Origin of the sequence: Congregibacter litoralis KT71, from assembly GCF_000153125.2 — a bacterium.
GTDB lineage: Bacteria > Pseudomonadota > Gammaproteobacteria > Pseudomonadales > Halieaceae > Congregibacter > Congregibacter litoralis.
In genome coordinates this window covers 3,604,094-3,628,805 of sequence record NZ_CM002299.1, presented here as the reverse complement: position 1 = coordinate 3,628,805, position 24,712 = coordinate 3,604,094, and the positions used below count along the sequence as shown (strand labels likewise).

General features: G+C 52.9%; 26 protein-coding genes and 2 pseudogenes. 18 read left to right on the top strand and 10 right to left on the bottom strand.

What is annotated here, in order from left to right; genetic code table 11:
* The first annotated feature begins 378 nt into the window (after positions 1-378).
* From KT71_RS16495 to KT71_RS21145, 3 genes and pseudogenes are all read left to right on the top strand, one after another.
* Positions 379-1,248 carry an HD domain-containing protein gene (locus KT71_RS16495; RefSeq protein ID WP_008294208.1) on the top strand — a complete coding sequence of 290 codons (870 nt, stop codon included), beginning with the start codon at positions 379-381 and terminating at the stop codon, positions 1,246-1,248.
* Between the two features lie 268 nt (positions 1,249-1,516).
* Positions 1,517-1,744 (top strand): hypothetical protein, encoded by a 228-nt coding sequence (locus tag KT71_RS16490; RefSeq protein WP_008294209.1) that lies wholly within the window; start codon positions 1,517-1,519, stop codon positions 1,742-1,744.
* Positions 1,745-1,792: 48 nt separating this feature from the next.
* Positions 1,793-2,410: pseudogene (locus KT71_RS21145) on the top strand (hypothetical protein); the annotation flags it as partial.
* A gap of 149 nt (positions 2,411-2,559) precedes the next feature.
* On the opposite strand, the gene KT71_RS16480 reads toward KT71_RS21145, so the two are convergent.
* Both KT71_RS16480 and KT71_RS20300 read right to left on the bottom strand, forming a co-directional pair.
* Positions 2,560-2,868: a HigA family addiction module antitoxin gene (locus KT71_RS16480; RefSeq protein ID WP_023660231.1), complete on the bottom strand. Its 309-nt coding sequence runs from the start codon at positions 2,866-2,868 to the stop codon at positions 2,560-2,562.
* A gap of 9 nt (positions 2,869-2,877) precedes the next feature.
* Positions 2,878-3,069: a type II toxin-antitoxin system RelE/ParE family toxin gene (locus tag KT71_RS20300; RefSeq protein ID WP_084567009.1), complete on the bottom strand. Its 192-nt coding sequence runs from the start codon at positions 3,067-3,069 to the stop codon at positions 2,878-2,880.
* A gap of 236 nt (positions 3,070-3,305) precedes the next feature.
* On the opposite strand from KT71_RS20300, the gene KT71_RS16475 reads away from it, so the two are divergent.
* Complete coding sequence (locus KT71_RS16475) at positions 3,306-3,944, top strand: virulence RhuM family protein (RefSeq protein WP_008294213.1); 639 nt, start codon at positions 3,306-3,308, stop codon at positions 3,942-3,944.
* Here KT71_RS16475 and KT71_RS16470 read toward each other — a convergent pair.
* Both KT71_RS16470 and KT71_RS16465 read right to left on the bottom strand, forming a co-directional pair.
* Positions 3,921-4,244: a type II toxin-antitoxin system RelE/ParE family toxin gene (locus KT71_RS16470; RefSeq protein WP_008294214.1), complete on the bottom strand. Its 324-nt coding sequence runs from the start codon at positions 4,242-4,244 to the stop codon at positions 3,921-3,923. The two genes, KT71_RS16475 and KT71_RS16470, sit on opposite strands and share 24 nt — an antisense overlap.
* Positions 4,241-4,516 carry a type II toxin-antitoxin system ParD family antitoxin gene (locus KT71_RS16465; RefSeq protein WP_008294215.1) on the bottom strand — a complete coding sequence of 92 codons (276 nt, stop codon included), beginning with the start codon at positions 4,514-4,516 and terminating at the stop codon, positions 4,241-4,243. The genes KT71_RS16470 and KT71_RS16465 overlap by 4 nt, the downstream gene beginning before the upstream one ends.
* 865 nt (positions 4,517-5,381) lie before the next feature.
* Here KT71_RS16465 and KT71_RS16460 point away from each other — a divergent pair.
* The 4 genes from KT71_RS16460 to KT71_RS20295 are packed head-to-tail and all read left to right on the top strand — an operon-like array spanning position 5,382 to position 7,551.
* Complete coding sequence (locus tag KT71_RS16460) at positions 5,382-5,603, top strand: hypothetical protein (RefSeq protein WP_008294124.1); 222 nt, start codon at positions 5,382-5,384, stop codon at positions 5,601-5,603.
* A 10-nt stretch (positions 5,604-5,613) separates the two neighbouring features.
* Positions 5,614-6,813: a site-specific integrase gene (locus tag KT71_RS16455; protein ID WP_008294216.1), complete on the top strand. Its 1,200-nt coding sequence runs from the start codon at positions 5,614-5,616 to the stop codon at positions 6,811-6,813.
* Positions 6,810-7,295 (top strand): hypothetical protein, encoded by a 486-nt coding sequence (locus KT71_RS16450; protein WP_023660230.1) that lies wholly within the window; start codon positions 6,810-6,812, stop codon positions 7,293-7,295. Before KT71_RS16455 ends, KT71_RS16450 begins: the two co-directional genes overlap by 4 nt.
* A 4-nt stretch (positions 7,296-7,299) precedes the next feature.
* Entirely contained in the window at positions 7,300-7,551 is a 252-nt protein-coding gene (locus tag KT71_RS20295; RefSeq protein ID WP_009024492.1) for a hypothetical protein, read from the top strand.
* Positions 7,552-7,719: 168 nt separating this feature from the next.
* On the opposite strand, the gene KT71_RS16445 is transcribed toward KT71_RS20295, so the two are convergent.
* The 6 genes and pseudogenes from KT71_RS16445 to KT71_RS21135 all read right to left on the bottom strand — a co-directional run.
* On the bottom strand, positions 7,720-8,823 hold the full coding sequence (locus tag KT71_RS16445) for an S-methyl thiohydantoin desulfurase family protein (protein ID WP_008294218.1): 1,104 nt from the start codon (positions 8,821-8,823) through the stop codon (positions 7,720-7,722).
* Positions 8,823-10,406 (bottom strand): hydantoinase/oxoprolinase N-terminal domain-containing protein, encoded by a 1,584-nt coding sequence (locus KT71_RS16440; protein ID WP_008294219.1) that lies wholly within the window; start codon positions 10,404-10,406, stop codon positions 8,823-8,825. Before KT71_RS16440 ends, KT71_RS16445 begins: the two co-directional genes overlap by 1 nt.
* Positions 10,407-10,426: 20 nt before the next feature.
* The gene (locus tag KT71_RS16435) at positions 10,427-12,430 is read right to left on the bottom strand and encodes a TonB-dependent receptor (protein ID WP_169729171.1); all 2,004 of its coding nucleotides are present in this window, start codon (positions 12,428-12,430) and stop codon (positions 10,427-10,429) included.
* Between the two features lie 228 nt (positions 12,431-12,658).
* Positions 12,659-15,325 (bottom strand): helix-turn-helix transcriptional regulator, encoded by a 2,667-nt coding sequence (locus KT71_RS16430; RefSeq protein ID WP_008294221.1) that lies wholly within the window; start codon positions 15,323-15,325, stop codon positions 12,659-12,661.
* Between the two features lie 477 nt (positions 15,326-15,802).
* Entirely contained in the window at positions 15,803-16,342 is a 540-nt protein-coding gene (locus tag KT71_RS21140) for an integron integrase (protein WP_274518448.1), read from the bottom strand.
* Positions 16,343-16,351: 9 nt separating this feature from the next.
* A pseudogene (locus KT71_RS21135) lies at positions 16,352-16,690 on the bottom strand (phage integrase N-terminal SAM-like domain-containing protein); the annotation flags it as partial.
* Positions 16,691-17,112: 422 nt separating this feature from the next.
* Here KT71_RS21135 and KT71_RS20285 point away from each other — a divergent pair.
* From KT71_RS20285 to KT71_RS16380, 10 genes are all read left to right on the top strand, one after another.
* Positions 17,113-17,511, top strand: a complete 399-nt coding sequence (locus KT71_RS20285; protein WP_084567007.1) for a DUF4019 domain-containing protein — start codon at positions 17,113-17,115, stop codon at positions 17,509-17,511.
* A gap of 536 nt (positions 17,512-18,047) precedes the next feature.
* A complete protein-coding gene (locus KT71_RS20600; protein ID WP_152025265.1) occupies positions 18,048-18,353 on the top strand; it encodes a hypothetical protein in 306 nt (101 codons plus the stop codon).
* A 222-nt stretch (positions 18,354-18,575) separates the two neighbouring features.
* Positions 18,576-18,821 carry a hypothetical protein gene (locus KT71_RS20935; protein WP_202962366.1) on the top strand — a complete coding sequence of 82 codons (246 nt, stop codon included), beginning with the start codon at positions 18,576-18,578 and terminating at the stop codon, positions 18,819-18,821.
* A 90-nt stretch (positions 18,822-18,911) separates the two neighbouring features.
* Positions 18,912-19,337 carry a GNAT family N-acetyltransferase gene (locus KT71_RS21445; RefSeq protein ID WP_008294225.1) on the top strand — a complete coding sequence of 142 codons (426 nt, stop codon included), beginning with the start codon at positions 18,912-18,914 and terminating at the stop codon, positions 19,335-19,337.
* An 846-nt stretch (positions 19,338-20,183) separates the two neighbouring features.
* Positions 20,184-20,429: a hypothetical protein gene (locus KT71_RS16410; protein ID WP_023660227.1), complete on the top strand. Its 246-nt coding sequence runs from the start codon at positions 20,184-20,186 to the stop codon at positions 20,427-20,429.
* A gap of 558 nt (positions 20,430-20,987) precedes the next feature.
* Positions 20,988-21,944, top strand: coding sequence for a PDDEXK family nuclease (locus KT71_RS16405; protein ID WP_008294226.1), 957 nt, complete (start codon positions 20,988-20,990; stop codon positions 21,942-21,944).
* Positions 21,945-22,344: 400 nt separating this feature from the next.
* Complete coding sequence (locus tag KT71_RS20595) at positions 22,345-22,854, top strand: hypothetical protein (RefSeq protein WP_152025264.1); 510 nt, start codon at positions 22,345-22,347, stop codon at positions 22,852-22,854.
* An 86-nt stretch (positions 22,855-22,940) separates the two neighbouring features.
* Positions 22,941-23,447 carry a GNAT family N-acetyltransferase gene (locus KT71_RS16390; RefSeq protein ID WP_040363367.1) on the top strand — a complete coding sequence of 169 codons (507 nt, stop codon included), beginning with the start codon at positions 22,941-22,943 and terminating at the stop codon, positions 23,445-23,447.
* Positions 23,448-23,545: 98 nt separating this feature from the next.
* A complete protein-coding gene (locus KT71_RS16385) occupies positions 23,546-23,974 on the top strand; it encodes a GNAT family N-acetyltransferase (RefSeq protein WP_008294230.1) in 429 nt (142 codons plus the stop codon).
* A gap of 105 nt (positions 23,975-24,079) precedes the next feature.
* Positions 24,080-24,658, top strand: a complete 579-nt coding sequence (locus KT71_RS16380; protein WP_152025263.1) for a hypothetical protein — start codon at positions 24,080-24,082, stop codon at positions 24,656-24,658.
* Positions 24,659-24,712 lie beyond the last annotated feature (54 nt).

Here is a 24,712-nt window from a genome sequence, read left to right as displayed (position 1 = left end):
AACAAATATTATAGAGGTAAATTAAGAATCAGCCGTGAAATACCGCTGATTTTGGTTGTTTCCAAAAGCAAGTTGATCTGTTTGTTGCGTGGCTATACATCCATGCCAGGAATGTTGTTTAAATCTGCACGAAGTTCTGTTTCTTGCGCACGGACTTCGAAATCGGAGTTTTCGATATTCGTTGCCATGTTGCTTTCTGTAATGGTTTGAACATCAGGAAGCGAATCTCTGACGGCAAGCAGTGGATCGGTACACTGAAATGCGCTACGACTGCCTCAACATTTCCGATATTGCCGGCTCGCATCAGCGTCATTAACGAACACGCTAGTACAACTATTATTACAGCTGGCTGTTCGCTGTCCCCATAGGGTACAAAATATGATCAAAGTAGAACGCACGGAATATGGATTCGGAACATTCAATTGTTCCCTTGAAGAGTGGGAAGCCATAAAAACTATCGTACGCTATTGCGCCAATAATTATCGTGCAACGGAGTTGATTTACAGCATCCCGGGTCCCGAGGAGCACAGAAGAGGCAAAGTTGAAGACCTCAGTGAGATTATGGACCACCTGTGGGATAGCCCACCTATCGAAACAATGCCGAGGGATCAAATCTTCCTGATCAATCAGTGCGTAATTGAATTCGATGGCAAAGATGTACCGGACATAGACCAGAACATCGTCGCGGGTCTGGCGCAGCAACTGCACGATTTAGGTGTTTATGATGTCTTTGACGACGACAATGTCACGGATGAACAATGGGAAGAATGGGCGAAAGAGGGCAGGCTTCAAAAGACCTCTTCCTGGGTCTGCAAGCTACATGACGGGCAAGTTGATAAAGCAGGCCGGCCATATGCTGAGCACGTTCTTCGTGTTTATGAACGTGTGCGCGAAACTTTTCCTGATGCAAACGAAGACGCACTGCATGCGGCTCTGTTACACGATGTAATCGAAGACTGCGACATAACTTCTGATGATTTGCGAAAACACCATTATTCGGAAGATACAATTAAAATTGTCGAGGCTGTGACCAAGAGTGCTGATGATGGTTTAACGTATGCGGAGCGGATAGAAAGCCTAGCGGAACGCGGCCCGCTGGGGGCTGTTCAGGTGAAGCTTTGCGACTTGATGGATAACAGCGACCCTGAGCGTTTAAAGGCATTACCTGAAGAGAAGGCCGCATCACTGTCTAAAAGGTATAGCCGAGCCATTGAAGTACTGAAGACACGTTTGGAACAAGCAAACTAAAAAGCAGGAATGCAGAAATGTAGTCGCGGAGCTGGTTTCCATCGTTATCAAGTCTCGCTTCTGGTCCTGAACGAATCAGGAAATTGTAATCCCCCCATTTCTAACCGCTGTTACGAGTAGAGCTTAAGCAGCCATTGCTAGCTTCTGGTTTGGGGTAACGCCGATACCGATGGATGAGGCACCTCTTGAACTATCGCCGGTAATTTTTTAGGCCGCTTCCGGTCAGGCTTGCTATTCTTTTTGAACTCAACAAGACGGCGGAATCCAGATGCGCGTAATTGTTTCTTGTTTATTGGTCCTCCTGCCCATTGCCGGGCAAGCAGCCGACGAGCTAGAAGGGCTAGCCGGGGACAGCGAGAAAGCGGTCTACTGCCTTTATACCAATACGGTAAGTATGCAGTTGCAGGGCGCGCTGATGACAGACGCGAGCAAGGCATCGGAGATGATGCGCACAGCGGGACGCTGGCAGACGGTTATCGGGGGGGCTGGCCGCTGACCCAACGGTGCAGCGCAATGCGATGCAGAATGCGACAACGAGACTGAGCAGACACCGTACCGGGACGGCACGACCCAGGTGGCCTTCGAACCGGCGGATTGGATGACGCACATCCCTGTGCGTCACCCTCCGGGCGACCTGCGGTCGTCCAAATCGGCTCTCCCGCCGATTTGCCGTTGCCCGTCTGGCGGCGCTGGTGCCAAAGCCGAGGGTCAACCTCACCCGCTACCATGGCGTTCTCGCTCCAAACCACCGCTGGCGTGGGCTCGTCACGCCCGCGAGACGCGGGAAGGGCATCAAGTCTATCTCCAACGCAGAAGTCCGCACATCCGCGGAGCGCCACACCCATAAAGAGGGGTGGGCCCTGCCGCTATGACCTGGGCTCAGCGGCTAAAGCGTGTTTTCAACATCGACATGCCCCAGGGCACCCTCTCTTGGCGCTTCGCGCCAATTCACCTTGTCGAGGTCTGCAGTCTTTGTGGCGGATCTGTCAGGGTCATCGCATGTATCGAGGACCAGGACGTCATCGACCGGATCCTCGATCAGCTGCGCCAGAAAGAACAGGAAACACCGACTCGGCCATTGCTGGTGCCACCGAGCAGAGCGCCGCCGGGTGCGTTGCCGCTTTTCGCTGGCAAGGATTTCAAGCCAACAGCATCCGACTAGCAAGGACGCCAGGGAAACGGCACGGCACGAGCGGTTGCGCGCGTTCGTTCAGAATTGACCGGATAGGAATGGCATTTCCAACACCGCGAACAGGGTTTTCGGGTCAATAGATGGAAACTTCGACAGGTCTGCAGGTGCGGTCAGCACAATCAGCGAGGATGTCTACTCCCGATAGGACCTTTATCCGTCCTATACCCTTTTCTGGCTGCAGCAGCCCTGTCCAGATCATAGGTCGCCTGAAGGTTGATCCACAGCTTTGGCGATGTCCCAAGCGCATCCGCGAGGTCCAAGGCCGCATCGGCTGCAATGCCCCGCTTCCCACGAATCAATTCGTTGAGTCGCGCCTTGGTCCAGCCAATTTTCCGCGCGAACGCAGCCTGGCTCATGCCCTGGGGTTCGAGAAACTCCTCCAGCAACATTTCGCCAGGATGAAACGGATTTTTCGATTGTCTGTCCACGGCCTTCCCCTACCTGTGGTAGTCCACTATCTGTACGTCGTGTGACTGCCCACCGCTCCAGCGGCAAACCAGTCGCCATTGATCGTTGATGCGGATCGAGTGAAATCCCTTCAAATTGCCTTTCAGGGCCTCAAGCCGATTGCCGGGCAGAACCCTCACGATAGCATTTTCACCTAAAGCGATCTCCCGCGAGCTTCGCATCGCGGATGCCGGTGAACTTGGCTCGCGGGTCGAACGCGAAACCACTACAACCGACGGGAGGCTCCCGCCATGACACTGCGCATTGCCGCAACTCTCGCTTACAACAGTTCCGGTGCGTTATCGCCTGTCCGGTTCAGAGCGGCGAGCAATGGTCCGGACCGGTTGCCGTAGAGAGTGAACCCGTCGAACCAAGGCAGTGCGCGGGCGATACGCGTCCTCGGAGCAGGGTGTTCGTGATGACTAGTGACGACCTGCCGGTTGCGTCCGAAATCGAGGAGGTGGATGTGTCGCAGCAGCAACAGGACGTGCAAATTTTTCAGGCGCCGGATGGCCAGATTCGCCTTGATGTGAAGTTTCAGCAGGATACGGTTTGGCTGACGCAGGCGCAGATGACGGTGCTGTTCGAGCGCGATCAGTCGGTGATTTCCCGACACATTAATAACGTTTTCAAGGACGGTGAATTATCGGCCGAAAGCAATATGCAAAAAATGCATATTGCTCACTCTGACAAAACGACAGCCTGTTACTCGTTGGACGTCATCATTTCGGTAGGATACCGCGTCAAATCGCAGCGCGGCGTGCAGTTCCGCCAATGGGCCACCGGCGTATTACGCCAACACCTCGTGGATGGCTACACCCTGAACCAGCAACGACTTGAAGGGCGCGAAGTCGAGGTTGAGCAGGCGCTCGATCCGCTTTCTCGTACCCTGGCTAACCAGCAGCTCGTGAGCGCCAAAGGTGAGGCGGTCTTGCAGGTGATTGCCGAATACGCGCGCAGTTGGAGCTTATTGCAGGGCTATGATGAGCGGAGTCTGTCTGGTCAGTCTAAACGCGCAGGCTGGTCTGAGTGTTCAGGTCAATTCGTCCAGAATTGACGCAAGATCTCGAGAACCATGGACAAATTCGAGCACTAGAATTTCATCGAAGGTATTGCGGTAGATGATGTAGTGTCGGCCTTCTCGGTAATACTCAAGATCAATCACGTCGCGTTGCCCGGCAAGGAGGCCGTTGCACGACCGCCCGTGTGGCGGTTCGTTGGCGGCAAGTGCCGCTAACCGACTGATGAGTTGATCTTTATACCGCTCGGCCTGTTCGATACCGAGGTGTTCGATCGTCCAGCTGAGAATATCCTCAAGAGTCTGTTCGGCCTGCCGCGTTAGTCGATAACCTCTCATCGACCATGCTTGAGGACAGCACGGCTAAGTACTCTTTCAATAGCCTCTTCACCTGACCCCTTGGCGAACTCTCCTCGTTCTACTTGATCAAACCCTGCGATAACGCCGGCCCGGATATTTGCCAGCTCAAATTCCCGTTGCTTTATCCTATCCTCCAGCAACCGCAGTCCTTCTCGCAGGATCTCGCTCGCGTTTTGGTATCGGCCGTCTTCGACCAGTTTTCCGACGAATTTCTCCTGCTGTTCTGTTAAAACCACGTTTCTGGTTGGCATATGTCACCTCACGGAGTTGATGGAGATAGTAGCAGTGTTGGCAATATATGCCAATTGTGCCTGGCGTGTTGAAAGGTTAGCGGGTAAAGCCGCCCGGTACTTGCGGGAGATATGCGGGACTTGTCGTGATTTGTTGTGCTCTGTAGTGGGAAATGCGCTGTGGGTGCTCGAACTTAAGTTAATAAAATCAGTCGGTTAAAAATATCCAGCACGATTCATAATGCTGGGGTCGGTGGTTCAAGTCCACCCGTAGCTACCATTTTTCTTCTTATTTTTCAGTATCTTACAGCACCCGCAAAATCCGTCAATAGCCCTGTTCGAGGGCTGGTGACCAAATGGTGACCATATGGTGACCACTTTGAAAAAGTGACCCCAACATTGGGTCATGCCGTAGTCAGTCTCTTTTCATCGCGGTTGGTGACCACTAGTGACCATCATCCTCAAAGTGACCCCAGCATTTACGCTTCTTGGTCAGCGATTTTTGATTCAATTTTAGAGTGCATTGAGCCCGCCGTGGTCACGGTGACTGAGGTTGGCGAATCGCGTCTGACCGACCGATCTGCGGGCAACGGGTAAATCACTACTTTCAGTAGTCCTCGTTGCGTTTCCCGCCCCAATGCAAGCGCATGAATTTTGTGCCTGTCTGACTGCATAGGCCGGCGCGCCGCGCACAACCTGCGGTTGCGCGCGGCGATATGTAGTGGGTGAAAACTATAGCTTTTGCTCCAGATAACGCTCGGGAATCCTTCGGATTTACCGCCGTTTCCCTCCGACAAGCAGGATTCTGTATCACCGGTAGGTTCATCTCATCGGCAGGAAATTCGCAGCACAGTGCTCGGATAGGCCGAATTTTGGAGATGGACCTATGGATGCAGCAACGACCTACCTCACGACTGAGGAACTCTCATCGCGCATTAAGTACGACGCGCGAACCATTCGAAACCAGCTGAAGGACTCCGTGCTCCTGGAGGGAGTCCACTACATCCGCCCCTTCGGCGGACGCAAGATCCTGTACCTCTGGGAACGCATTGAAGAGGACATGCAGCGCCCCAGTCACGTAGGCCAGCTCATGGCCGGCATTCAATAGGAGGCTGGTGATGGGATCTATTAACGTTCGTAAAGAGAAGTTGTACTTTGATTTTCGTTACCGCGGTGTGCGGTGTCGCGAGCAAACCAATCTCGCCGATAAGCCCGCCAACCGCAAACGGATGAAAGACATCCTGCAGCGCGTCGAAAGTGAAATCGTGCTGGGTACCTTCGACTACGCGGCTTATTTTCCCGAGTCGCCTAACGCTGCCCGGTTTGCTGATCACGACAAACAGATCGAGCAGCGCTCGGCCAAAACGCCGACCTTTAAGGCCTTTGCCGACCAGTGGATGGAAGAGAACCGTATTGGTTGGAAGCCTTCCTACATCAATACGCTGGAGCACTCACTCAGCAAGCATGTGATACCCGCTTTTGGATCGGTGCCTATGAGCGCGATCAGCAAGGAAGACATCCTCGCCTTTCGTAATCAGTTGGCCCGTATCCCTCGCAAAGATGGGTCAGTGGGCCTTTCGGCGGCCCGGATCAACACGGTCATGGTGCCATTACGCCAGGTCATGCGAGAGGCCTCAGAACGCTTTGGCTTCGACAATCCCTATCAGGGCATCAAGCTCCTCAAGGTCCCCAGAACCAAAGTCGAGCCGTTTACGCTGGATGAGGTGAAGGCGGTCCTTGATGGTGTACGAGAGGACTTTCATGCGTACATGACCGTTCGCTTCTTTACCGGCATGCGCACAGGCGAAATCCATGGCCTGAAGTGGAAATACATCGATTTTAAGCAGCGCATGATTCTTGTGCGCGAGAGCTTTGTCGCTGGCGCAATGACGGACACGAAGACGGAAGAGTCGGCCCGAGACATCCCGATGTCGGACGAGGTCTACGCAGCGCTACAGGCGCAGTACAAGCGTACGGGGAAGCTCGACCTGGTGTTCTGCAGCGGCTCTGGCGAGCCACTGTCGATCAATAACGTCTGCAAGCGGGTCTGGTACCCCTTACTCGCGCTACTCAAGATCCCCAAACGCCCTCCGTATCAAACGCGACATACCGCTGCCACGTTGTGGCTGGCTGCAGGAGAAAACCCGCTTTGGGTGGCTCAGATGTTGGGTCATAGCGATTCCGCGATCACCCACAAGCGCTATGCACGTTGGATACCAAACCTTACTCGCCAGGACGGCTCGGCCTTCGCTGCGCTCTGGGCGGCTCACACCCAAACCCAAGCTGATGACTCATCCGATGAAGGAGTTTCCCAATGAACGATTACGTTGATCCGTCTTCATGTAACGGTAACTACCCACGCGGGTTGGTCAGTCGCACATGCGAAGCCGCTGAAGATCTAGAGGCCGCGAACGCAGCGCTTGAAGATGCCCGAGAGTGGTTGGCGGTCGCTCAGCGACGGGAGAGAGGTGCGACTATCGACCGAACGGGAGCGGAATCGCACTATAACCGTAAGGTGAACCGGTTAGCGACCTGGGTCTGCCGATGTTTTCATATCCACCCGTTCGAGAGGGGGCTGGTCTGTGCATTCGGTGCCCCGAATGCGCGTGACAACCAGAGTGCAGCGGCGCTCTGGATTGATCAGTACATTTACGAGTTAGCGGCACGCCTGGAGCCGCCTAGCGACTATGGACTTTTTCTGGCAGTCCAAAAGCATCTTTGCAGGCATGTTCCGCATCACCAAGTCGGCAACCTGGATGACCTCCTTGATGACCTTCTTGATGGTATGGAGGGGGAGTAGGGGCATGAGCGAATTCAACTTTTGGATGATCATGTTCGGGGTTTATGTGGTCGCGTACTACGTACGCGACCTCCGTCGGCTGCACAAGCGTGTCAAAACCCTAAGTCCCGAATGTTCCTGTTGGGCCACGTGGTTAGCTCTGGGGCTGAGCAAACGATTGCTGCTATCCACAGCCAGGAGCGTTGCGCAGTCGATGTGCGCATTAGTGGGTGTTTCCATTGTCAGTGGGGACTTTGATGGTGAGCGTGTGGAGTAGCATCTGAAAACGGCCCGCTTGCACTAAAATCTGACTCTCCACGCCGGCCCAAGCTATATGATCGACCTTGAATTTTAGTTTCGCAGGTGGGCCAATCTGAGATGCGATCATCCTAGGCAGGTGGCTCAATATTCGATGCACACTAACAAGTTAATTTTTCTGTTGACCTCATACTAATGTTTCCAACGGTGTGAACGCCTCTTGAAAACCAAATGCACCAGGCCCGAACACTTCAAGACACTCGGGGCGACGCATCACAGGGTCAGCACTGACACCGATGATCTTCAGTCGCTGGCCGTATTTCAAACGCTCTCCGGTTAGAGGCTCAGCGGTTTCCCGATCCAGTGCAGCAAGCAGGTCAGGTACGATACATACGGTTTTTCCATTGTGCTGAGCACGTAAATACTCGTTCTGAAGCTCTATGGTGAAATGATCATTCGAATCGTGTAGTGCGATCATCTCCACGACAGCAAAGTGCCAGCCATCTCGCGTTTCGCGCTTTACATCCACTATTTTTCCGTCAAACAATAGGGAAGCATGTCTTCCGATCCCCGGGTTGTGCAACATATCCAGTAGGGCAGATACGGGGTCGCCGCTTGATTGACGTGCCTTGCGAATTGTCGCGCCAATAGACATGGAGTAGTTGATGGAGCCGTGGATTGCCTTCGCTTTTACATCGGCACCCGACATCGGATAGAGGCATCCATAAGTCATAGCACCTAATGCTCCGGTCACCACCCGTGCAATGTCCTCCACTTTGCGATCGGAGCTAGCACTATCAATAATCACTGTGTCGCCCAGTTCATTGGCCAGTACCATCGGGCAGGCACGGCTTCCGTATACGCTGTAGGTCACCATATCGATATGAGGGAAGGCACGGCCCATACCGTCGGCGTTGATAACGGGGAGGCCCATTTGTGCGCCCAGCGCCAGGGGAATTACCGAGTTCAGGCCGCCAACCTCCGCAGGAATGATTGCGTCTACTGAGCGTCCAAGATGTTTTTCAAGAGTCTGGAGTAGGCTGCGGCAAACATCGTTGGCTTGCAGGTGTTCGACCAGTACCGTAGGTGCACCGATGCCCGCTACACATACGACAAAAGCGTCGTCAGGCAGATCGGTCGCGTCGATAACATCGACTGCGCGACCCTCGCGAAGCTCTTGCTTTAACAACAGTTCCCCGATGTATGGGTCGCCGCCGCCACCGGTGCCGAGCAGCACCGCTCCCCGAGTGAGATCCTGAACCTGCTCAATTGAATCTATGCGCATACTCATCACCGGTCTGCCGCCAGGTTGAGGTCCCCAACTACGCGGACTCGAAGGTCTACGGCCGCAGTTTCCATGTAAGGCATTGGGAACTCCTCAATTTCTACTACGGAAATGGTCTCAGGAATGGCACCTGCTTTCAGCGCTTGGTCTTTGGCCTCTTCTGTAGCCAGCGCTATGGCGGCATCCCGACCGCCCAGCGCCTCATAGTCAAAGAGTCGCTGAACGCGTCCGCCTACCTGAGCGATAGCCGCGCCAATAGCATTCGCGACGCCGCCAAACTCCGGGCGGAATACTTCGGTTGCGCCAGGGAGTCCATCCCGAACCAGCGGTGCTCCGCCACCCACGGCCACCACGGGTACATCAGTTGCACTGAGTTTTACCTGATCAACCGCGTCTGCAATGCGACGCTGAACCTGTTTGGAGAAATCGCGCTGAGACTCCTCGTTTAAACCAGTCACAAGGGAGGCGTCACCTACCTGCATCCACTGTTGCGCTACAGCGAGATCGGTGGATGTGAGTGTTTCGCCGCCGAATACCAGAGCAGCCTCTTGCAGCCGAAAGCCAACTGACCGCGTGTCGAGACTCAATGCTCCGTCCTCACCACGCTGCACGATAGTGCCGCCGCCGAGGGCCACGGAGAGTACGTCAGGCATCGCGAAGTTGGTTTTGACACCGCCGAGTTCAATCGCAGTACTCGTTTCCCGCGCAAGTCCCTTAGTCAGCATGCCGATGTCCGTAGTTGTGCCGCCCACATCAACGACGATGGCTTCGTCCATGCCGGTAAGAAAAGCCGCACCGCGAATGCTGTTTGTTGGACCGGCTGCACAAGCAAAAATGGGGTGCCGCCGAACCAACTCAACGTCCATTAAAGTCCCATCGTTGTGGCTGATATACAGGGATGCATTCAGGCCGCAATGAGCGATCGCTGCTTCCATACCTTTAACAACTTTGTCTGCTAACTCGGAGAGGCAGGCGTTAAGAATCGCCGAATTCTCCCGTTCGATTAAACCGAGGCCGCCCATTTCATGAGACATGGTTATTTTGGCGTGCGGGAGATAGTGGCGAATAAGCTCTGCGGCGCGATGCTCGATATCGGGCCGTATCGGAGCAAACACGCAGGATATTGCCACCGCCGTTCGCTTATCTGACTGCATTGTCTGCGCGGCGGCTTTAACGGCAGGCTCATCCAATTCAATGTAAGAGTCGCCGGTATAGTACGCGCCCCCCTCGACGAGATACCGGCCACCATCTACCGTTGCTCGCAGGTCGTCTGGCCAGTCCACCATAGGTGGTATTGCCGAACCCATGGGTAAGCCGATGCGAAGGGTTCCGACTGGGCATAGAGAGCTTGCCTGAACTATGGCATTGACGAAGTGGGTGGTCCCGACCATTACGGCACGCACATCGCTTCGGGATTGAGGGTGCTTTGAGAGCACAGCCTCTATAGCCGCGACTATGCCGGAGGATACGTCCTCCGTGGTGGGCTGTTTACTCGATTCCAGTACACGATCACCGGACATCAATACAGCGTCGGTGTTTGTGCCGCCCACATCGATGCCGATGCGTAAGTAGGGGTTGGCGTTTGTCATCACTTATATTGGTCCGTTGCTTAGAACGCGTACCGCAGATCTAGGCCGTAGCTTCGTGGGCGAGTTGCGAAACCGATGTCCGATGGTAGGCCGGAGAACGTTTGCGCAGTGAAGTCCTCGTAGAAGAACTCGTTAGTCAGATTTCTTCCCCAGGCACTGATAGACCATTGATTGGCAGTGATGCCAAAGCGCGCGCCAAGCAAGCTGACCGGGTCCATCACAGCAACGTTATCCGTGTGCCAGTAACGGTCGCCGCGAATCTCATAATCCACTCGCGCAAAGCCATCGAGAGAGGGGGTGAGTGCCGTCTCAAACAATCCCCCGACATTAATTGTGTAGTCGGTGGTTCGTGGAGAACGATTGCCACGCTCCGCGGGTACTCCAAGGTCAGCTGCAAATGATTCAATGTCCGAATCCTGAAAGCCACCAGATGCATAGAATGAGAGCTGCTCTGTAGCGATAAACTTGAGCTCCAGTTCTATGCCGCGCAAAGACACCTCTTCCAGGTTGTCAATCACCTGTGCTCCGCCCGCATTGAAGTCGACGTAAAAGAATTGAAAATCGCTGCTTTCGGCCATGTATGCGGCAGCGTTGACCATGAGACGATCTTGCATCCACGTCGATTTGTACCCAATCTCGAAGTTGTCCACTATCTCGGGAAGAAACTCACGACCCCCAATGCCGTTGAAACCACCGGAGCGAAAGCCTCGGGCGTAAGTCGCATAAAAAAGCTGATCTTCAAAAGGCGTCCAGGTCAGCGTCGCTTTTGGTTGCCATTCGTCATAGGAGGCATCGCGAGAAGTACCTGTGCTTGCATCAGTTTGCTCCCGCTCGTCCTCGTCGTAGCGAATCGACACGGTAAGTTCTAGTTCGTCCGTCAGATCATAATCGGCCTGTGCAAAAGCGGCCCATGCTGAGTTGTCGTTATCCTCAAGGCTCTGAACGATGGGGAAGTTACCGGCCTGGGTGAGAGTTGCTACGGTCGCAAGCGACCGTTCGGTGTCGATGAAAAACAAACCAGCGGTATAACGAAAGCGCTGATCTGATGACGACGTAAACCGAAATTCATTGCTGAGTAGTTCCACGCTTAGATCCTGGCTCTGGTCAACCTGACCGAAGCCAAAGAAGCCTTGTGGGCAGTCAACCGGATTGCAGAAATCCAGGTCGCCGTAATAGTCCTCGGCGATATCGGTATATCCCCCGATGTAGGTAAAGGTGCCTGCATCGATCGTGTAATCAACCTTTACGGTGAACTCATCGATGGTCCGCTCGCTCTCGCCCAGAATGTCGGTGATTGGGCTGCGCTGCTTGTTAGTGTTGTCTGGCTCGACGCCGTCAATGAAGGCAGCGTCGTAAACCGCGCCACCTTTCAGATCGGAGGTCGCTACCCGAAAATCGAAGCTCAGGTCTTGTGTTGGCAGCCACTGCAATCGCGCGCGCAAGTCGTAGGACTCAAGAAAGTCGACCTCGGTGCCGAGATAGGTGTTGTCGATCAGGCCGTCACTCTCGCGATAGGAGCCTGCAATACGGAAAAGTAACTCATCTTTAATAATTGGGCCGCTCACGGCGCCCTGGAACTTCTGTAAACCACCATTTCCCGCACCAGCAGTTAGGTAGCCTTCGAGCTCGTTGGTCGGTGCTTTCGTGACGATGTTTACCGCGCCTCCGATGGCATTTCGTCCGTAGAGCGCCCCCTGTGGTCCTTTAAGAACCTCAATACGCTCTATATCGTAGAGCTCCATCTTGAACTGTTTCTGGTTATTTTGCGGTACGCCATCAATCACAATAGCCACGGGAGAGTCAGCGTTGTTAATCTGGGTAACCCCGCGTACCGCGACGAAGCTGTTACCCACGGTAAACGAGTCATCAAAGGTTACATTGGGTGTTAAGGATAAAAAGTCAGCGGTTGTTTCGATGCCACGGTTCACGATTTCGTCAGCGGTAAATGCGGTAACCGCGACCGGCACGTCCTGAAGGTTTTCGGACCTCAGCTCTGCCGTGACCATCACCTCTTCCAGCGCCATGTTCGAATTCGCCTGTGACCAGGCGGCGTTTGAGAGGGCGGAGGCAATGCCAATGGCAATAGTAAGTGCGTTTTTGCGATGAGCTTGAATATGCATAGCGTGACTCTCCGGGCAACTTGCCGTATCTGGGACTGGTTACCAAAGCTACGAGAGAGTTGGATTCTTAGGAACACCCACCCCGGGTAGGTAAAAAGGGGTAGGTGGGTAGGTGCAGGCCTTCGGGCGCGCTCAGAGAAGCTGGTCTCTGATCGCGAAGGCAACGGCCTCATCTCTCGATGACGCGCCAAGCTTGCTGAAAATGTTTTTTAAATGAAACTTCACCGTGTTTATCGATAACGCCTTACCAGCAGCAATCTCTCGATTGGATTCACCCATCATGAGGCAGCGGAGAATTTCGATCTCGCGGATGCTCAGGACACATTGCTCTTGCTCGATCAGCTGAGCAGTAACCTGCATGTCGGCGCGAAGCTTACGCAAGAATGATGCGCGAGCAGGTGCCATCGCTGCACTTGAATCGGGGCCCAAAATATATTGCAGGATCGGAAGCAGTAGCTGCCTTTCTTCAAATAACACTTGACGGGCATCTTCCAGTATTGCAATTGATACGGCCGATTCAAATATTTCTATCGCGTGCTCTGTGTTTCCACAGTTCCATTCGGTCGCAGAAAGCAAAAGAGATAATTGTATGTAGCCGCGAAAGAATCCTGTTCGCTGGGCCTCCTGACGTGGTTGCTCAAGCGCGTGTCTTGCCGATTCCCAGTTCTGCGCGTCTATGTGCGCTCTGGCAGTGATGGAGACTCGTAATGCCTGACTGACCTGATCCCACTCCAGCTTTGGATCTGCGTTCAGGAATCGCTGCGGCACAGTTTGTTGCCGCAAAGCCAGATCCTCGTCCTGCAAGGCTACGAGTGAAGCCAGTCGGGGTAATTGCCGGCGCGAGGCGGTTTCCATGGCGCGCGCAAAGATTCGCTCGAGCATCGAAGTATCGCCGCCTTCATAGGCGATTCGAAGTAGTGTCGTGTATCCCGCTGCGTAGACTTCCAGCCACGCGTCTGCGCGCTCAGCATGAATCAGCGAGCGCTCTAGCAGCTCCATCGCGGCTTCGACCTCGCTTGTTTCGTAGTAGCACTCCGCTAAAAATATACGCCCGATCGCCGCCAGATCGTTATCGGCCCCGAACAGGCGCTGAGCAATGGACAAACCCTGGTCGTAGCAGGATCGCGCCGCAGAGAAGCGAGCCTGACGCATGTAAGTTAGTCCCTGATGGTAGTAAATGAATGCCTCGGCGTAATTTGCTCCTATGGCGCGATAATGATCGAGCGCAATACCGGCATAACGGTCACTCAATGAGTATTCAGAGACCTCGCGGTACATTGCACAGAGATAATTGGCGCGGACCGCTTGCAGTACTTCGTTGTCTAGCGGCAATTGGTCGGCTAGCCGTTCAATTCTGTCTATACCGTCGCGTGTCACGGGGCGATCTGTATAGCGCTGTACGAGGGTTTCTATCAATGCTGTTTCAGGCTCGATGGAGTTGTCCGTGTCGGCTTTTTGTTCTTGAAAGCCAAGGAATCGCTTCAGGTCTTCTTCCCCTGCACGGTGATGTCCCACGCGAACCGACATGTAGACGCGCGCCAGCCACAGGCGAGGGTAGTCAGCCAGATCATCGATGCTTAGCTGCTTGAGGACCGCTTGGACTAATGCTATGTCGCCCTGCAATGCGTACTGCCAGCCCCCGAGCGATTCAAGCAACTGGGCGCACTTGCGAACATCATTGACAGCCATAGTGTGAAAAACGGCTTCGTTAAGCAGGCCGTTTTCCTGGAACCAGGTCGCTGCCATCCGATGAAGTGTATCGCTCGACAAAGACGAAGAGCGCCTAAGGCGTTCCACCAGAAACTCGCGGTAGAGTCGATGGTATCGATACCAATTCCCCTCGTTGTCTGCGCGTTCGAGAAAGACACCTTTTCTTTCGAGAATACGGATTGTCTCCCAGCCGTCTAACTTGGGGCAGAGCACCTTGCTCACATCGCCATTCACGCGATCCAATATTGCGGTGACCATGAGGAAGTTTTGAAGATCCGATGGCAGATCCAGAAAAACCTGCTCTAAAAAGTAGTCTGACAACTCGCTATCACGGCCCGAAAGTCGCTTCAGGACATCTTTAGCTGAAGCTCCTTGTGATCGCCAGCGCAACGCGCTACCAATTGCGACGGGCCAGCCTTCTGTGCGCTCATGGAGCTGTTTTAGCCAGCTGATGCGCTCGTTTTTCTCATCATCGGCATGTGAGTAAAGGGCTATGACTTCCTCAACATCAAAGCCTAGCTCGCGGTGTGACAGTTCCAGTAGATCGCCAGCGACACGGAGGTCAGCGAATCCCAAATAGTCGGGAAATTCTCGAGTGCTAAAAACCAGCGTTAGGTTGCGAATTTGGGCGTGGGCGAGTCGGCGGACAAGTTGCTGGACCTCCTTACTGGCAGCACGGTGAAAGTCGTCAAACACAATGATATGCGGGGTGTGTAATTGGGACAGCGTAGAGAGTACCGATAAGGTTGCCTCGTCATCGCTTAGAGAACTTAAGTCAAATATGGAAGGCGATCGAGGCTCCTCTCCAGAAATCGCTTTGCGATAGGCACTTAGGACATAGGCAAGAAAGGTGTTTAACGATCTGTCGTGCTCATCAAGGCTGAGCCATAAAACCGGAATCCTCCGAGCAGTCAGCGAACTGCGCCAATCGTTGAGTACGGCGGTTTTCCCATAGCCGGCCGGAGCGTGCAGCACACAGGCACCGCCACCAATACAGCTGTCGAGACGCGCAAGAACACTCTTACGAATGACATGCCCACGATTTGGCGATGGTGGTGATAATTTTGAATCGATGATCCAGTCCAGCATGTCCGAATCTTAACGTTTTTCCTAATGTTTTCTATGGCTTTGAGCTGTGCCGAGTATCAGTGTTACGTTGTCAGTGATGTGATTCTCGGAGCGTGAAGCTTAAGCTAAGTGCCTGCAGTATGTTTGCCGCGATTCGTTTCGTTTAGAAATCCAGTCGCGGGACCTTTGTTACACGCAGAACATATTCAATTCGGGAGTCTATGTGGTCGCCTACTATGTCCGCGATCTAAGACGCCTCCATCAGCGTGTTAAACAACTCAATCCTCAATGTTCTTGCTGGTCGACTTGGCTTGCTCTCGGGTTGAGTAAGAGATTACTGATCTCGACGGCAAGAAGTAGTGTGCAGTCGATGTGCGCATTGGTGGGGGTGTCGATAGCGAGTGGTGACTTTGATGGGGATAGCTGACCAGCGGTTTTTGGGCAGCAAGGCGTCACATTGATTAACGGGTGGTTTTGAGTGGTCGCGTCTAGCGTGCATCAATGGCCGCTATCGAGAGGGCTTACCACACCCATGGCACCGCGACCGAGTACATGTGTGTAAATCTCTGTGGTCTTGACGTCGGTGTGGCCCAGCAACTTTTGGATGGTGCGCAAATCGTAGCCTTGTTGCAGCAACCGCGTGGCAAAGCTGTGCCGAAACGTATGACAGCGAATGGGTTTATCGATGCCTGCCTGAAGTCTTGCTCGCGTAACGGCTTTGCGTACGCAAGTTTCATGTTGATGGTGTCGACGCAACACCCCTGAACGCGGGTCGGCCCCTATTCGGCTTGATGGAAACAGATATTGCCAGGCTGTTTCGCGCGCGGCACTGGGATACTTGCGAGCCAACGCATAGGGGAGATAGACCTCCCCAAATCCGTCTTCAATGTCTCGTTTGTGAAGTTTGATGACAAAGGTAATTTGATTTTTTAGTCGTTCCTCAACCGAAGCAGGCAATAGCGTGACTCGATCCTTGTCACCTTTTCCCGAGCGAACCGTGATTGTGTGCAGCTCAAAGTCAATGTCTTTGACACGCAGGCTGAGTAACTAATTCAGCCGGAGGCCGGCGCCGTACAGCAATTCGACCATCAGCCGATACTTGTCGGGCAGTTGTGCAAGAACACGAAGCGTCTCTGCGTGAGTGAGAACCACAGGTAAGCGGCGGTTCTGGCGGGCCTTATGAAAATTGAGCGTATCGATCTTGATGCTTAAGAAGCGCGTGAACAAATAGATGAGGGCGTTCAGTGCAATACGCTGTGTCGCGGGGGAGCATTGGCGTTCGTTGGCGAGGTGGCTGAGAAACTGTTCGATGTGGGCAGTAGACAATGTGGCTGGATGCCGCTTACCGTGATACCTGATAAAGCGAGTGACCCAATGAACATAGGTGTTTTCTGTCTTTCAGGCGTAACCTGCATCACGCATATGGCGCCGGAGTTGGTCGAGCAGGCGAATGGGCCGAGCCGGCACTGCTGGTCGAATATCAGATATTTGCGGGGCATTAGCACTGTGCATCCATACAGTTTATCTGCCGGCACGATTACCGCTAGTCCCTTTTGATCGCGCTCAAAATATACCTCTAGTTAAGTCATTGATTCCAATGAAAAACCGTTTACGCGTCTGGCCGAATTTGATGTATCGTTATATTGGGTGAGGGTAATTGTTTACGTGTGGTTAACGTGGAGTGTCTCTATTTGATTGATATGACTACGTTTTTTTGGAGGTGGCGCACCGTGATTAATGAGTTAAACAGCGTGGTGTTAACGCGCATGTGCCTGCTAATTAGCTGTTAAATGTACAAGGAGCTATCCATGAAGAGGTTAATTTCAATATCAATAGCGCTTTTGTTTTCGGTTGCTTGCTTGGCCGCCAAGCCGGATGAGGTTAGTTCTGCAATTTCTTGGCTTGAGGTGGTGGACTCAGGGAGCTACAAAGAAAGTTGGAATCAAGCTGCCCCTTTTTTCCAAAATCAACTATCGAGCTCCAAATGGGTTCAAGCGCTAAATCAAGTAAGAGCTCCACTTGGCAATGTACTTTCGCGTCAAGTTGAAAACACTAGCTCACACTCTTCGCTTCCAGGTGTCCCAGATGGTGAGTATGTTGTTCTAACTCTCACTACCAGTTTTGAGCAAAAGAAATCGGCAACGGAAACTATTACGGTTAGTAAAGTCAACGGTGAGTGGCATGCAGTTGGTTACTTTATCAAGTAGCACATTTAACAAGTTGCTGTTGTTCGCCGCTACGCGGCTGGGACAGCCTACACTGCGTTTCGGCTGCCCCAAAGCAAGGCGTTAAGTGGCTTCAAGGATCGAGCACCGAGTTTCTGCCTACTTGGCGGTGGCAGCGGTGGCCGCTACCGCATATTTAGTATGGGGGGTCGTAACACAAGGCCCATCTGTTTACCGCGGCGGGTTGTTTTGGTCGGACGGAAACAGTGTTTTCGCTATTGCAGTCACTACGTTCGTAGCTTCGACAGTATTATCCAGTGTCACGATCACGTACGCAGTATCGCGAGGAAGCAGTAGCTTGCTATTGTTATTACCTGCATTCCACGTTTTCCTAATTGGGCTGCCCCTTGCCGGTATCGTGCTCGGGGTCGTTGTCGCTATTGCGTGGGGCGCTACACGTGTGCAGTCAGCCACTTAACCAGGCCAGGCAGTTCGCTCCCTTCGGTCGCTGGACGTCCAAACCGCTGCGCGGCTTGGACGCCCGCTGCTGGCAGCGTTATGTGTACGAGTAAGTCTGAATGAGCATCACCATAGAAAGAAGAGGAGTTTGGTTATACGACGGTGTGGCTAAGAAACCAGTCGATATAATCAATCTCCCTTATGACTGGTGGTATAGCTTAGCTAAAGCTGACGACATGTTAGAACCAGACGAAGAGCCAGAACCGCTAAATGAACATGGTGTTCTTTATTATGTGCGGTTCCGAAATGCAGGTGAGAGCCAAGAACCAACTTGGGTTGACTCCCAAGGTTTCCAAAATATAAATGAAGCCATTGCAGCGGCCGAATCAAAAGTTACAGGTGGTATTCAATGGCAAAACACATAACAAGCAAAGTCAGCATCGCCCTGCGGGCTGGACGCGCTAACGCGCGCCGCTGCTGTGGGCGTTAAGTGCCTGCCAATGAAGAATCCGAGCGACGGTAATATCCTCGACACTATTTTTAAAGAGTACTACGCTGAATTTCAGCAGTACGAGCAGACTCCCAACTCCAGGAGTTCGAAAATCTATGTCCCGATAGATTGTGAGCTACTAGCAAGGCGTCTACGGATGGATGAGCACCTACTATTTGGCCGCTTGTACTACCATCTGGACCAGAAGTACCGGTATACGCAGGAGGACGGGAGCAAGGTGTATCTTTTCGCCTTCAAAGTAGGTAAAGACCGTCACGCTGTGAACTTTCCTTTGCTTGCTGCTGTGCTCGCCGAGCACAAGCTCTCGTTTAACCGTTTCATGTTTCCAATGGCCATCTCTTGTGTCGCACTGTCGGTTTCAATCTGGGCAGTACTCAAATGACGCACTTAACAAGGCCGGGCACGCCGCGCACGACGTGCGCTGGACTCGCTACACTGCGTTACACTCGCCCGTGCCGGCAGCGTTAACTGTATGCTCATACGAACTGCCACACTGGAAGACGCAAACCACATCTGCAACTTGATGGCCCAACTGGGATACGCCACGAGTGCAGGCCTGATATCTGAAAAGCTCGAAACGTTTGAGACCGAGGCGCTCGATCAGGTATTTGTAGCCGAGTCTGGCGGAGCGGTTTGTGGCGTTGTCTCATGTCACCTTACGAGCCTTTTTCACCAGGATGGCTCGTTGGGTCGCATTACTAGCTTCGTAGTAGATGAAGAGCACCGAAATACTGGTATAGGCCGTAGTCTCATCGAAGCAGCGGAAGAGTTCTTTCAAAGGGCCGGGTGTATTCGCTCCGAGGTCACGAGTGGCGAGCATCGCGGCGATGCACACGCTTTCTATAAGTCATTGGGGTACGTAGAAGATGAGCGACGGTTTATCAAGGCATACAGTTAACAAGTGCGGGCAGTACTCTCCCTTCGGTCGCCGGACGCCCAAACCGCTGCGCGGTTGGTGCGCTCGCTGCCGCAGGCGTTATGTGTACTAGGTCATGACTCCGTACCTAGAACGCCAGATCAGATTAGTAAGCAGGCAGCGGTCTGCCTTCCTTTTTATGGCTGTTTTCGCGCTAGGCGCGTTTTTTTTCCCGCCACTAGCGATACTGCTTTTGTTAGCGTTGCTTTCTTGGTGGTATTTAGCTTGGAGAATAATGTCTTCTAAGTGTCCGAGCTGCGGCGAGAATGTCGGACGGGTTACTCCTTTGCTGAATCATGCTTGTCGAGTGTGTGGAGAGGTGTTTGTGGAACCACCGACAAACGAAAACGGCGAAAATCAGCATCTATGGTAGGCCGCAAACATAACAAGAACGGGCAGCGCGCTCCCTGCGCTCGCCGGACGTCCAAGCAGGTCTTTCGCACCCGTTTGGCCGCTCGCTGCCGTGGGCGTTAGGTGACCCCCTCAAGCGAGCAGATTAACGACGGGCATTACTTTGCCTGGGTCATTCTGTTGTGTGCCTTAGTAATTTTGGCAAAGGCATGGCTTATGTGGGACGAACGCAGGTGCCAGGAGAAATGTGAAGAATTGGGTCAGCGCTATTCGTACACGGCACCGATTTTGAAAAGAGCCTATAGAGGATTCAGGAGTTCTGGTAGATCTAGGAGTTGCGAATGTCATTAGCGATGGCAGAGGATTTCGGTCACCTAACAATTCAATCAACTACGCGCCCTCGGCGCCGGACATGCTTGCAGCACGCCAGTTATTGAAGAGTTATGTGTACTCGAGGATATAAAAGGAGTATTTGCCGTGAAGAAAGCTTTTTGCTTATTGCTTTTAATTCTATTCCCGCTTCAGTCTTTAGCTGACGCGAAACTACATGTAGCGGCAAAGATTTACTCTGAAGGCGAGCTCATTGGTGCGCCAAGCATCTCGATGAAGCGTGGTGCAGGGGCTGCCATATCGGTGGATGGGACGTACGATTTGTCGTTACAGGCGTCGCTCGAAGAGAGCGGTAAAAGTTTACTTAGTGGCAGCCTAAGCCTATCAAGCTAGAATCACGCACTTTCTGTGCTAGTTGATCATAGTATTGAGGCCGAGTTAGAAATGGGTAGCACAAAAATCACGCTTCTCGTTATCGAGGCTTGAGCTTGGTCGCACACATAACAAGTCAAGGCTGCAAGGGCGCTTCGCGCCGGGACGTCGTAACCGCTGCGCGGTCAAGCCGCCTCAGCTTGAAGCGTTATGTGTCTACCCGATGAGAGACTGGAAGTTACTTGAAGTAGTTCATGATGGAGAGCCTTTAGAATTAGAGGGCGCGAACGTGTGGGACTTTGAGTGGTCGCGATTGGATGATTCAGCATTAGAGGTGCCTCATCCTACCTACCCTTCCCAGCGCCATACGTTGTGGCCTTACTCTATTGAGGTGGGCGGTAATACCATAGAGTTTGCCGCTGGCGAACTTAGTAATTGTGTATGGTGTTTCTATGTTCCAGCTTAGGACACATAACAAGTCGGTGTTGGCGCCTTCGGCTGGGACGGCCCACTGCGTGGTCCGCCCCAAACCGAAGCGTTAGGCCACCAAGTTATCCACCCGAGACTGAAAATTAAAGCATGGCTGACACTTACCACTATCCACCTGAGCTACTCTCCCTTCTGGTAGACACCATTCCTCTTCTCTGTAGGAGCAAGAATGACGTTCTTGTCTTCTTCCGTGGAGCTGGTACACCGGAGGCCATTCTGACTCCACTCACGAATCAATTGCGCGCTGATTCGAAGTCAGTAAACAAGTATCAGATAGCACGGACAGTTATTGAATCTCTTAATTCTCGCGGCGATCCAACTCTCGCACCGCGTCGTGAAATCATAAAAAGAGTAGTTGAATTTGAAGATTTCTCGTCCTGCTGGCCAGCAGACCAGCTCAAGGCTAAGGGAGCGGTTTCTGAAGTACGCCGCGTTGTAAATGTTAAGGACTCTTTTACTCGCATGAAGCAGGAGCGTGATTCCGAGAAAGCTCACGTGCAGGCCGCGGTGCAAGCTGAGCGAGCAGCAGAGCATGCGAGGAAAAAGCAGATAAGTGACCTCAAAGATCAACTCTTTTCTCTATTTGCCCTTGAGGACAAACCACAGATTCGTGGGAAAAAACTGGAAGTAGTACTCAATGGTATATTCAGAGCTTACGGCATACTTGTGCATGAGGACTTCAAGCGACGAGACCCCGATTCAAACACCGTCCTCGAACAAGTTGATGGAGTGATTCTATTAGATGGAACCATTCATCTTGTCGAGATGAAATGGCTAAAGGATCCAGTAGGCATTGCTGACTTTTCACCACATTTGGTTCGGCTGTTCAGTCGCGCAAACGCGAACGGCATCTTTATTTCCAATAGCGAGTTCACTGAACCTGTTCTTAAAGAGTGTGCCAACGCACTCAATCAACGGACAATGTTTCTGTGCTCGCTCCAGGAACTGGTGATGCTCCTGCAGAACGAAACAGACCTTCTTAAGTTTCTACGAAAGAAGTCGCAGGCAGCTGTCGTAGCGAAGCAGCCGTTTCTGAAGGTTTTATAGTGAGCAGGCCTAACAAATCCTTGCAGTCGGACCAAATCATGTTGTCATGCCTTCTGCAAAAAACGCAAAAGTCACGCCATCATGCATTGGCCGCTGAAGAAAGGCGTTAGAGTGCCTTGCTCGTGGTGACGCCAGAGTTACTTACGGATCCTAAGGTCCTAACTATCATAGGCCTCATGGCAGACATTGTTGGCGTATGCCTAATCGGGTACGCAGTTTTTTTCCCGTACACCGGTGAACCAATAGAGCAGAGTAGAAAATTTGAGGATCTTGATTCGCCTAAGCCAGTCGTCACTGAGGGTTTTGCTCAATGGGGCAAACGGGAACGATGTGCCGCGAAGTGGGGCCTGCTTATTGTGGCCATCGGCTTCTCTCTTCAGGCAGTTGGGGTGTACCTCAGTTGATTTACAGGCACCCTAACAAGGCTAGGCACGCCGCTTCGCTGGACTCGCAACCTTCGGCTGCTCGCCCGTGCTGGCAGCGTTATGTGCCGCTTCATCCGACACCGTGCGCGAGGAATAGCACAATTAAACTTCTGATCATTGTTGTTTTGACGGTATCTCTTGCGGGTTTCGCGCCTTTTTCTTCAATCGCTCAAGAATCAGACTGCGACTGCGATCATGTGTTCAGCTTGATTGAGAAGATAATCGCCGAACCTTCCTTCGAAGATAAGGTTCGGAGTGGCGTTCTCCTTGAGCTACCCGACGCTGACCCGGTAGTGGTAGAAGCTTTCGTTCAGGCAGCTGCCGATCTATCGTGTACTGGTTTAGGCTTAGGTTTATCCGAGCTGTCGAAGAAATTGGAACGTAAGGTCTCGATCGACTACCCCGAGGGCGTAGTCGCCGTAACAACTAAAGCGATAGAAAAGGCATGTTCAAAAACACCAGAAATCGTCAAACAGAGCACATAACCAGTCAAGGCTGCAAGGGCGCTTCGCGCCGGGACGTCCGCTGCGCGGCCGCCCCAGCTTGAAGCGTTATGCAGCACAACACGCTCATGATTGATTCGTTGCGCTTCGAACCGCTGAAAGTTGAACATCTTGAAGAGCTATCCGCCGTTTTGCTTCACCCGGTGATCTATGAGCACATCGAGGATAAGCTTCCATCGGCACAGGATTTCAAGCTTGGCCTAGAGCGCGCCATCGCAGGGCCTGGGCCGTCCCATGCTGCGGAGCTATGGCTTAACTTCTTGGTTCGAGAGTCCTCGGGCTCAATGATCGGGCGGTTGGAAGCCACGGTCCACCACGGCCTGGCCGAGGTTGCATTCCTGTTCGGTCGGTACTGGTGGGGGCGCGGGCTCGCAAGTCGCGGGCTTCATTGGTTGCATGAGGAGCTTATCGCCTCCGTCGGCGTTACCGACTTCTGGGCTACAACTACCCCGGCCAACGTCCGGTGCCAGCGGCTGCTGCAACGCTCTGGCTACCATTTGGCTGCGCCTCCTGCTAGTCCGCTGTATAGCTACGATCCGGGCGACTTAGTGTTCCACAAGTGTTGTGCAGCATAACAAGAACCGGCAGTTCGGCCCTGCGGGCCCGGACGTTAAAACCGCTGTGCGGTTTCGCCGCCGCTGCGGCATGCGTTAATGGGCCTTGGAGAGGTTGCATGAAGTTCGGAGAGTTAGACCCATCAGAGCGCCCTAAAGTAAACGCGTTCTATCAGCTGACGACATATAAGCGACCAGTTTCCGAATCAGATAGAGTCTTTGTGGCCGAAGACGCTGGTATGATTTACGGAGCAGTTCGTATTGAAAGCATAGATGGGGTCCAAGTGCTCCGTGGAATGTACATGCATCCCGATTATTTGCGACAAGGAATTGGCAGGCGTCTACTGAAAGCAATTGAACCGCCTTTGTCCGAAACCGAGTCATTTTGTATTCCCAGGGATAATCTATTTAGTTTCTACGGTAGGGCTGGTTTCAACGTAATCGATCAGAATGAGGCACCGTCTTTCCTTTCCAAGCGCTTGGCTAGCTACGTCGAAGAGGGTTTGCCAGTCGCAATAATGCATCGGTCACAAGGAGAGGCCTATTAACAAGTACCGGCTGTGCGCCCCTTCGGGGCCGGACGCAAAAACCGCTACGCGGTTTCCGCGCCGCAGCGGTAGACGTTATGCGCCTGGCGCCGAGCACTCTTTTACGTGATGGAAGAAACCGCAACGATATTTAAATCTGTACCGGCGGAAGCATGGGTCGGGCTTGTTGGGGTTTGTATAGGTGCTTTATTGAGCGTGCTTGGGGTTTGGCTTTCAAACAGAAGCACTCTGCGACATCTCAAGTATCAACTTAGCCATGAGCGTGAGGCGAAGGAGAGAGAGCTGGCTCGCGAACGGTATGAAGAGCTGTACGTTCTAGTTGAGCATTGGCTCAACGGCTTAGCCGGCGTGTATCTAAATCTGAACTTAGTAATGCAGGAAAAGATCGATTACAACTCGCACTTGGAACACGTAATCGAAAACGCAGGCGCGAACGAGCATGATTTTCAGCGATTGGAGATGATAGTCAACATCCACGGTCTTCCTGTAAAACCCGAGTACGATTCGGTAATTGAAGCACGGACGCTGCTCAACGCGATTTCTGCGCAACACAAGCGTCAATTTAAGGCTGGAAATACAGGTGGTTCAAAATACTATGGCCCGTTTGTTGCGGCTCAGGAAACTATCGAGCAACGGGGTCAGGTCTTGCTCAAAGCTATTGCTAGTGCTGCACGTCGCGCATAACAAGGCCGTCAACTACCGCACTGCTTCGCAGTGCTCGGACCTCCAAACCGCTGC

Coding starts and splice junctions, on each gene's coding strand:
- KT71_RS16495 (WP_008294208.1), top strand. CDS start 379: ATGATCAAAGTAGAACGCACGGAATATGGATTCGGAACATTCAATTGT.
- KT71_RS16490 (WP_008294209.1), top strand. CDS start 1,517: ATGCGCGTAATTGTTTCTTGTTTATTGGTCCTCCTGCCCATTGCCGGG.
- KT71_RS20300 (WP_084567009.1), bottom strand. CDS start 3,069: ATGCGAAGCTCGCGGGAGATCGCTTTAGGTGAAAATGCTATCGTGAGG.
- KT71_RS16475 (WP_008294213.1), top strand. CDS start 3,306: ATGACTAGTGACGACCTGCCGGTTGCGTCCGAAATCGAGGAGGTGGAT.
- KT71_RS16470 (WP_008294214.1), bottom strand. CDS start 4,244: ATGAGAGGTTATCGACTAACGCGGCAGGCCGAACAGACTCTTGAGGAT.
- KT71_RS16465 (WP_008294215.1), bottom strand. CDS start 4,516: ATGCCAACCAGAAACGTGGTTTTAACAGAACAGCAGGAGAAATTCGTC.
- KT71_RS16460 (WP_008294124.1), top strand. CDS start 5,382: ATGGATGCAGCAACGACCTACCTCACGACTGAGGAACTCTCATCGCGC.
- KT71_RS16455 (WP_008294216.1), top strand. CDS start 5,614: ATGGGATCTATTAACGTTCGTAAAGAGAAGTTGTACTTTGATTTTCGT.
- KT71_RS16450 (WP_023660230.1), top strand. CDS start 6,810: ATGAACGATTACGTTGATCCGTCTTCATGTAACGGTAACTACCCACGC.
- KT71_RS20295 (WP_009024492.1), top strand. CDS start 7,300: ATGAGCGAATTCAACTTTTGGATGATCATGTTCGGGGTTTATGTGGTC.
- KT71_RS16445 (WP_008294218.1), bottom strand. CDS start 8,823: ATGAGTATGCGCATAGATTCAATTGAGCAGGTTCAGGATCTCACTCGG.
- KT71_RS16440 (WP_008294219.1), bottom strand. CDS start 10,406: ATGACAAACGCCAACCCCTACTTACGCATCGGCATCGATGTGGGCGGC.
- KT71_RS16435 (WP_169729171.1), bottom strand. CDS start 12,430: ATGGCGCTGGAAGAGGTGATGGTCACGGCAGAGCTGAGGTCCGAAAAC.
- KT71_RS16430 (WP_008294221.1), bottom strand. CDS start 15,325: ATGCTGGACTGGATCATCGATTCAAAATTATCACCACCATCGCCAAAT.
- KT71_RS20285 (WP_084567007.1), top strand. CDS start 17,113: ATGAAGAGGTTAATTTCAATATCAATAGCGCTTTTGTTTTCGGTTGCT.
- KT71_RS20600 (WP_152025265.1), top strand. CDS start 18,048: ATGAGCATCACCATAGAAAGAAGAGGAGTTTGGTTATACGACGGTGTG.
- KT71_RS20935 (WP_202962366.1), top strand. CDS start 18,576: ATGGATGAGCACCTACTATTTGGCCGCTTGTACTACCATCTGGACCAG.
- KT71_RS21445 (WP_008294225.1), top strand. CDS start 18,912: ATGCTCATACGAACTGCCACACTGGAAGACGCAAACCACATCTGCAAC.
- KT71_RS16405 (WP_008294226.1), top strand. CDS start 20,988: ATGGCTGACACTTACCACTATCCACCTGAGCTACTCTCCCTTCTGGTA.
- KT71_RS16390 (WP_040363367.1), top strand. CDS start 22,941: ATGATTGATTCGTTGCGCTTCGAACCGCTGAAAGTTGAACATCTTGAA.
- KT71_RS16385 (WP_008294230.1), top strand. CDS start 23,546: ATGAAGTTCGGAGAGTTAGACCCATCAGAGCGCCCTAAAGTAAACGCG.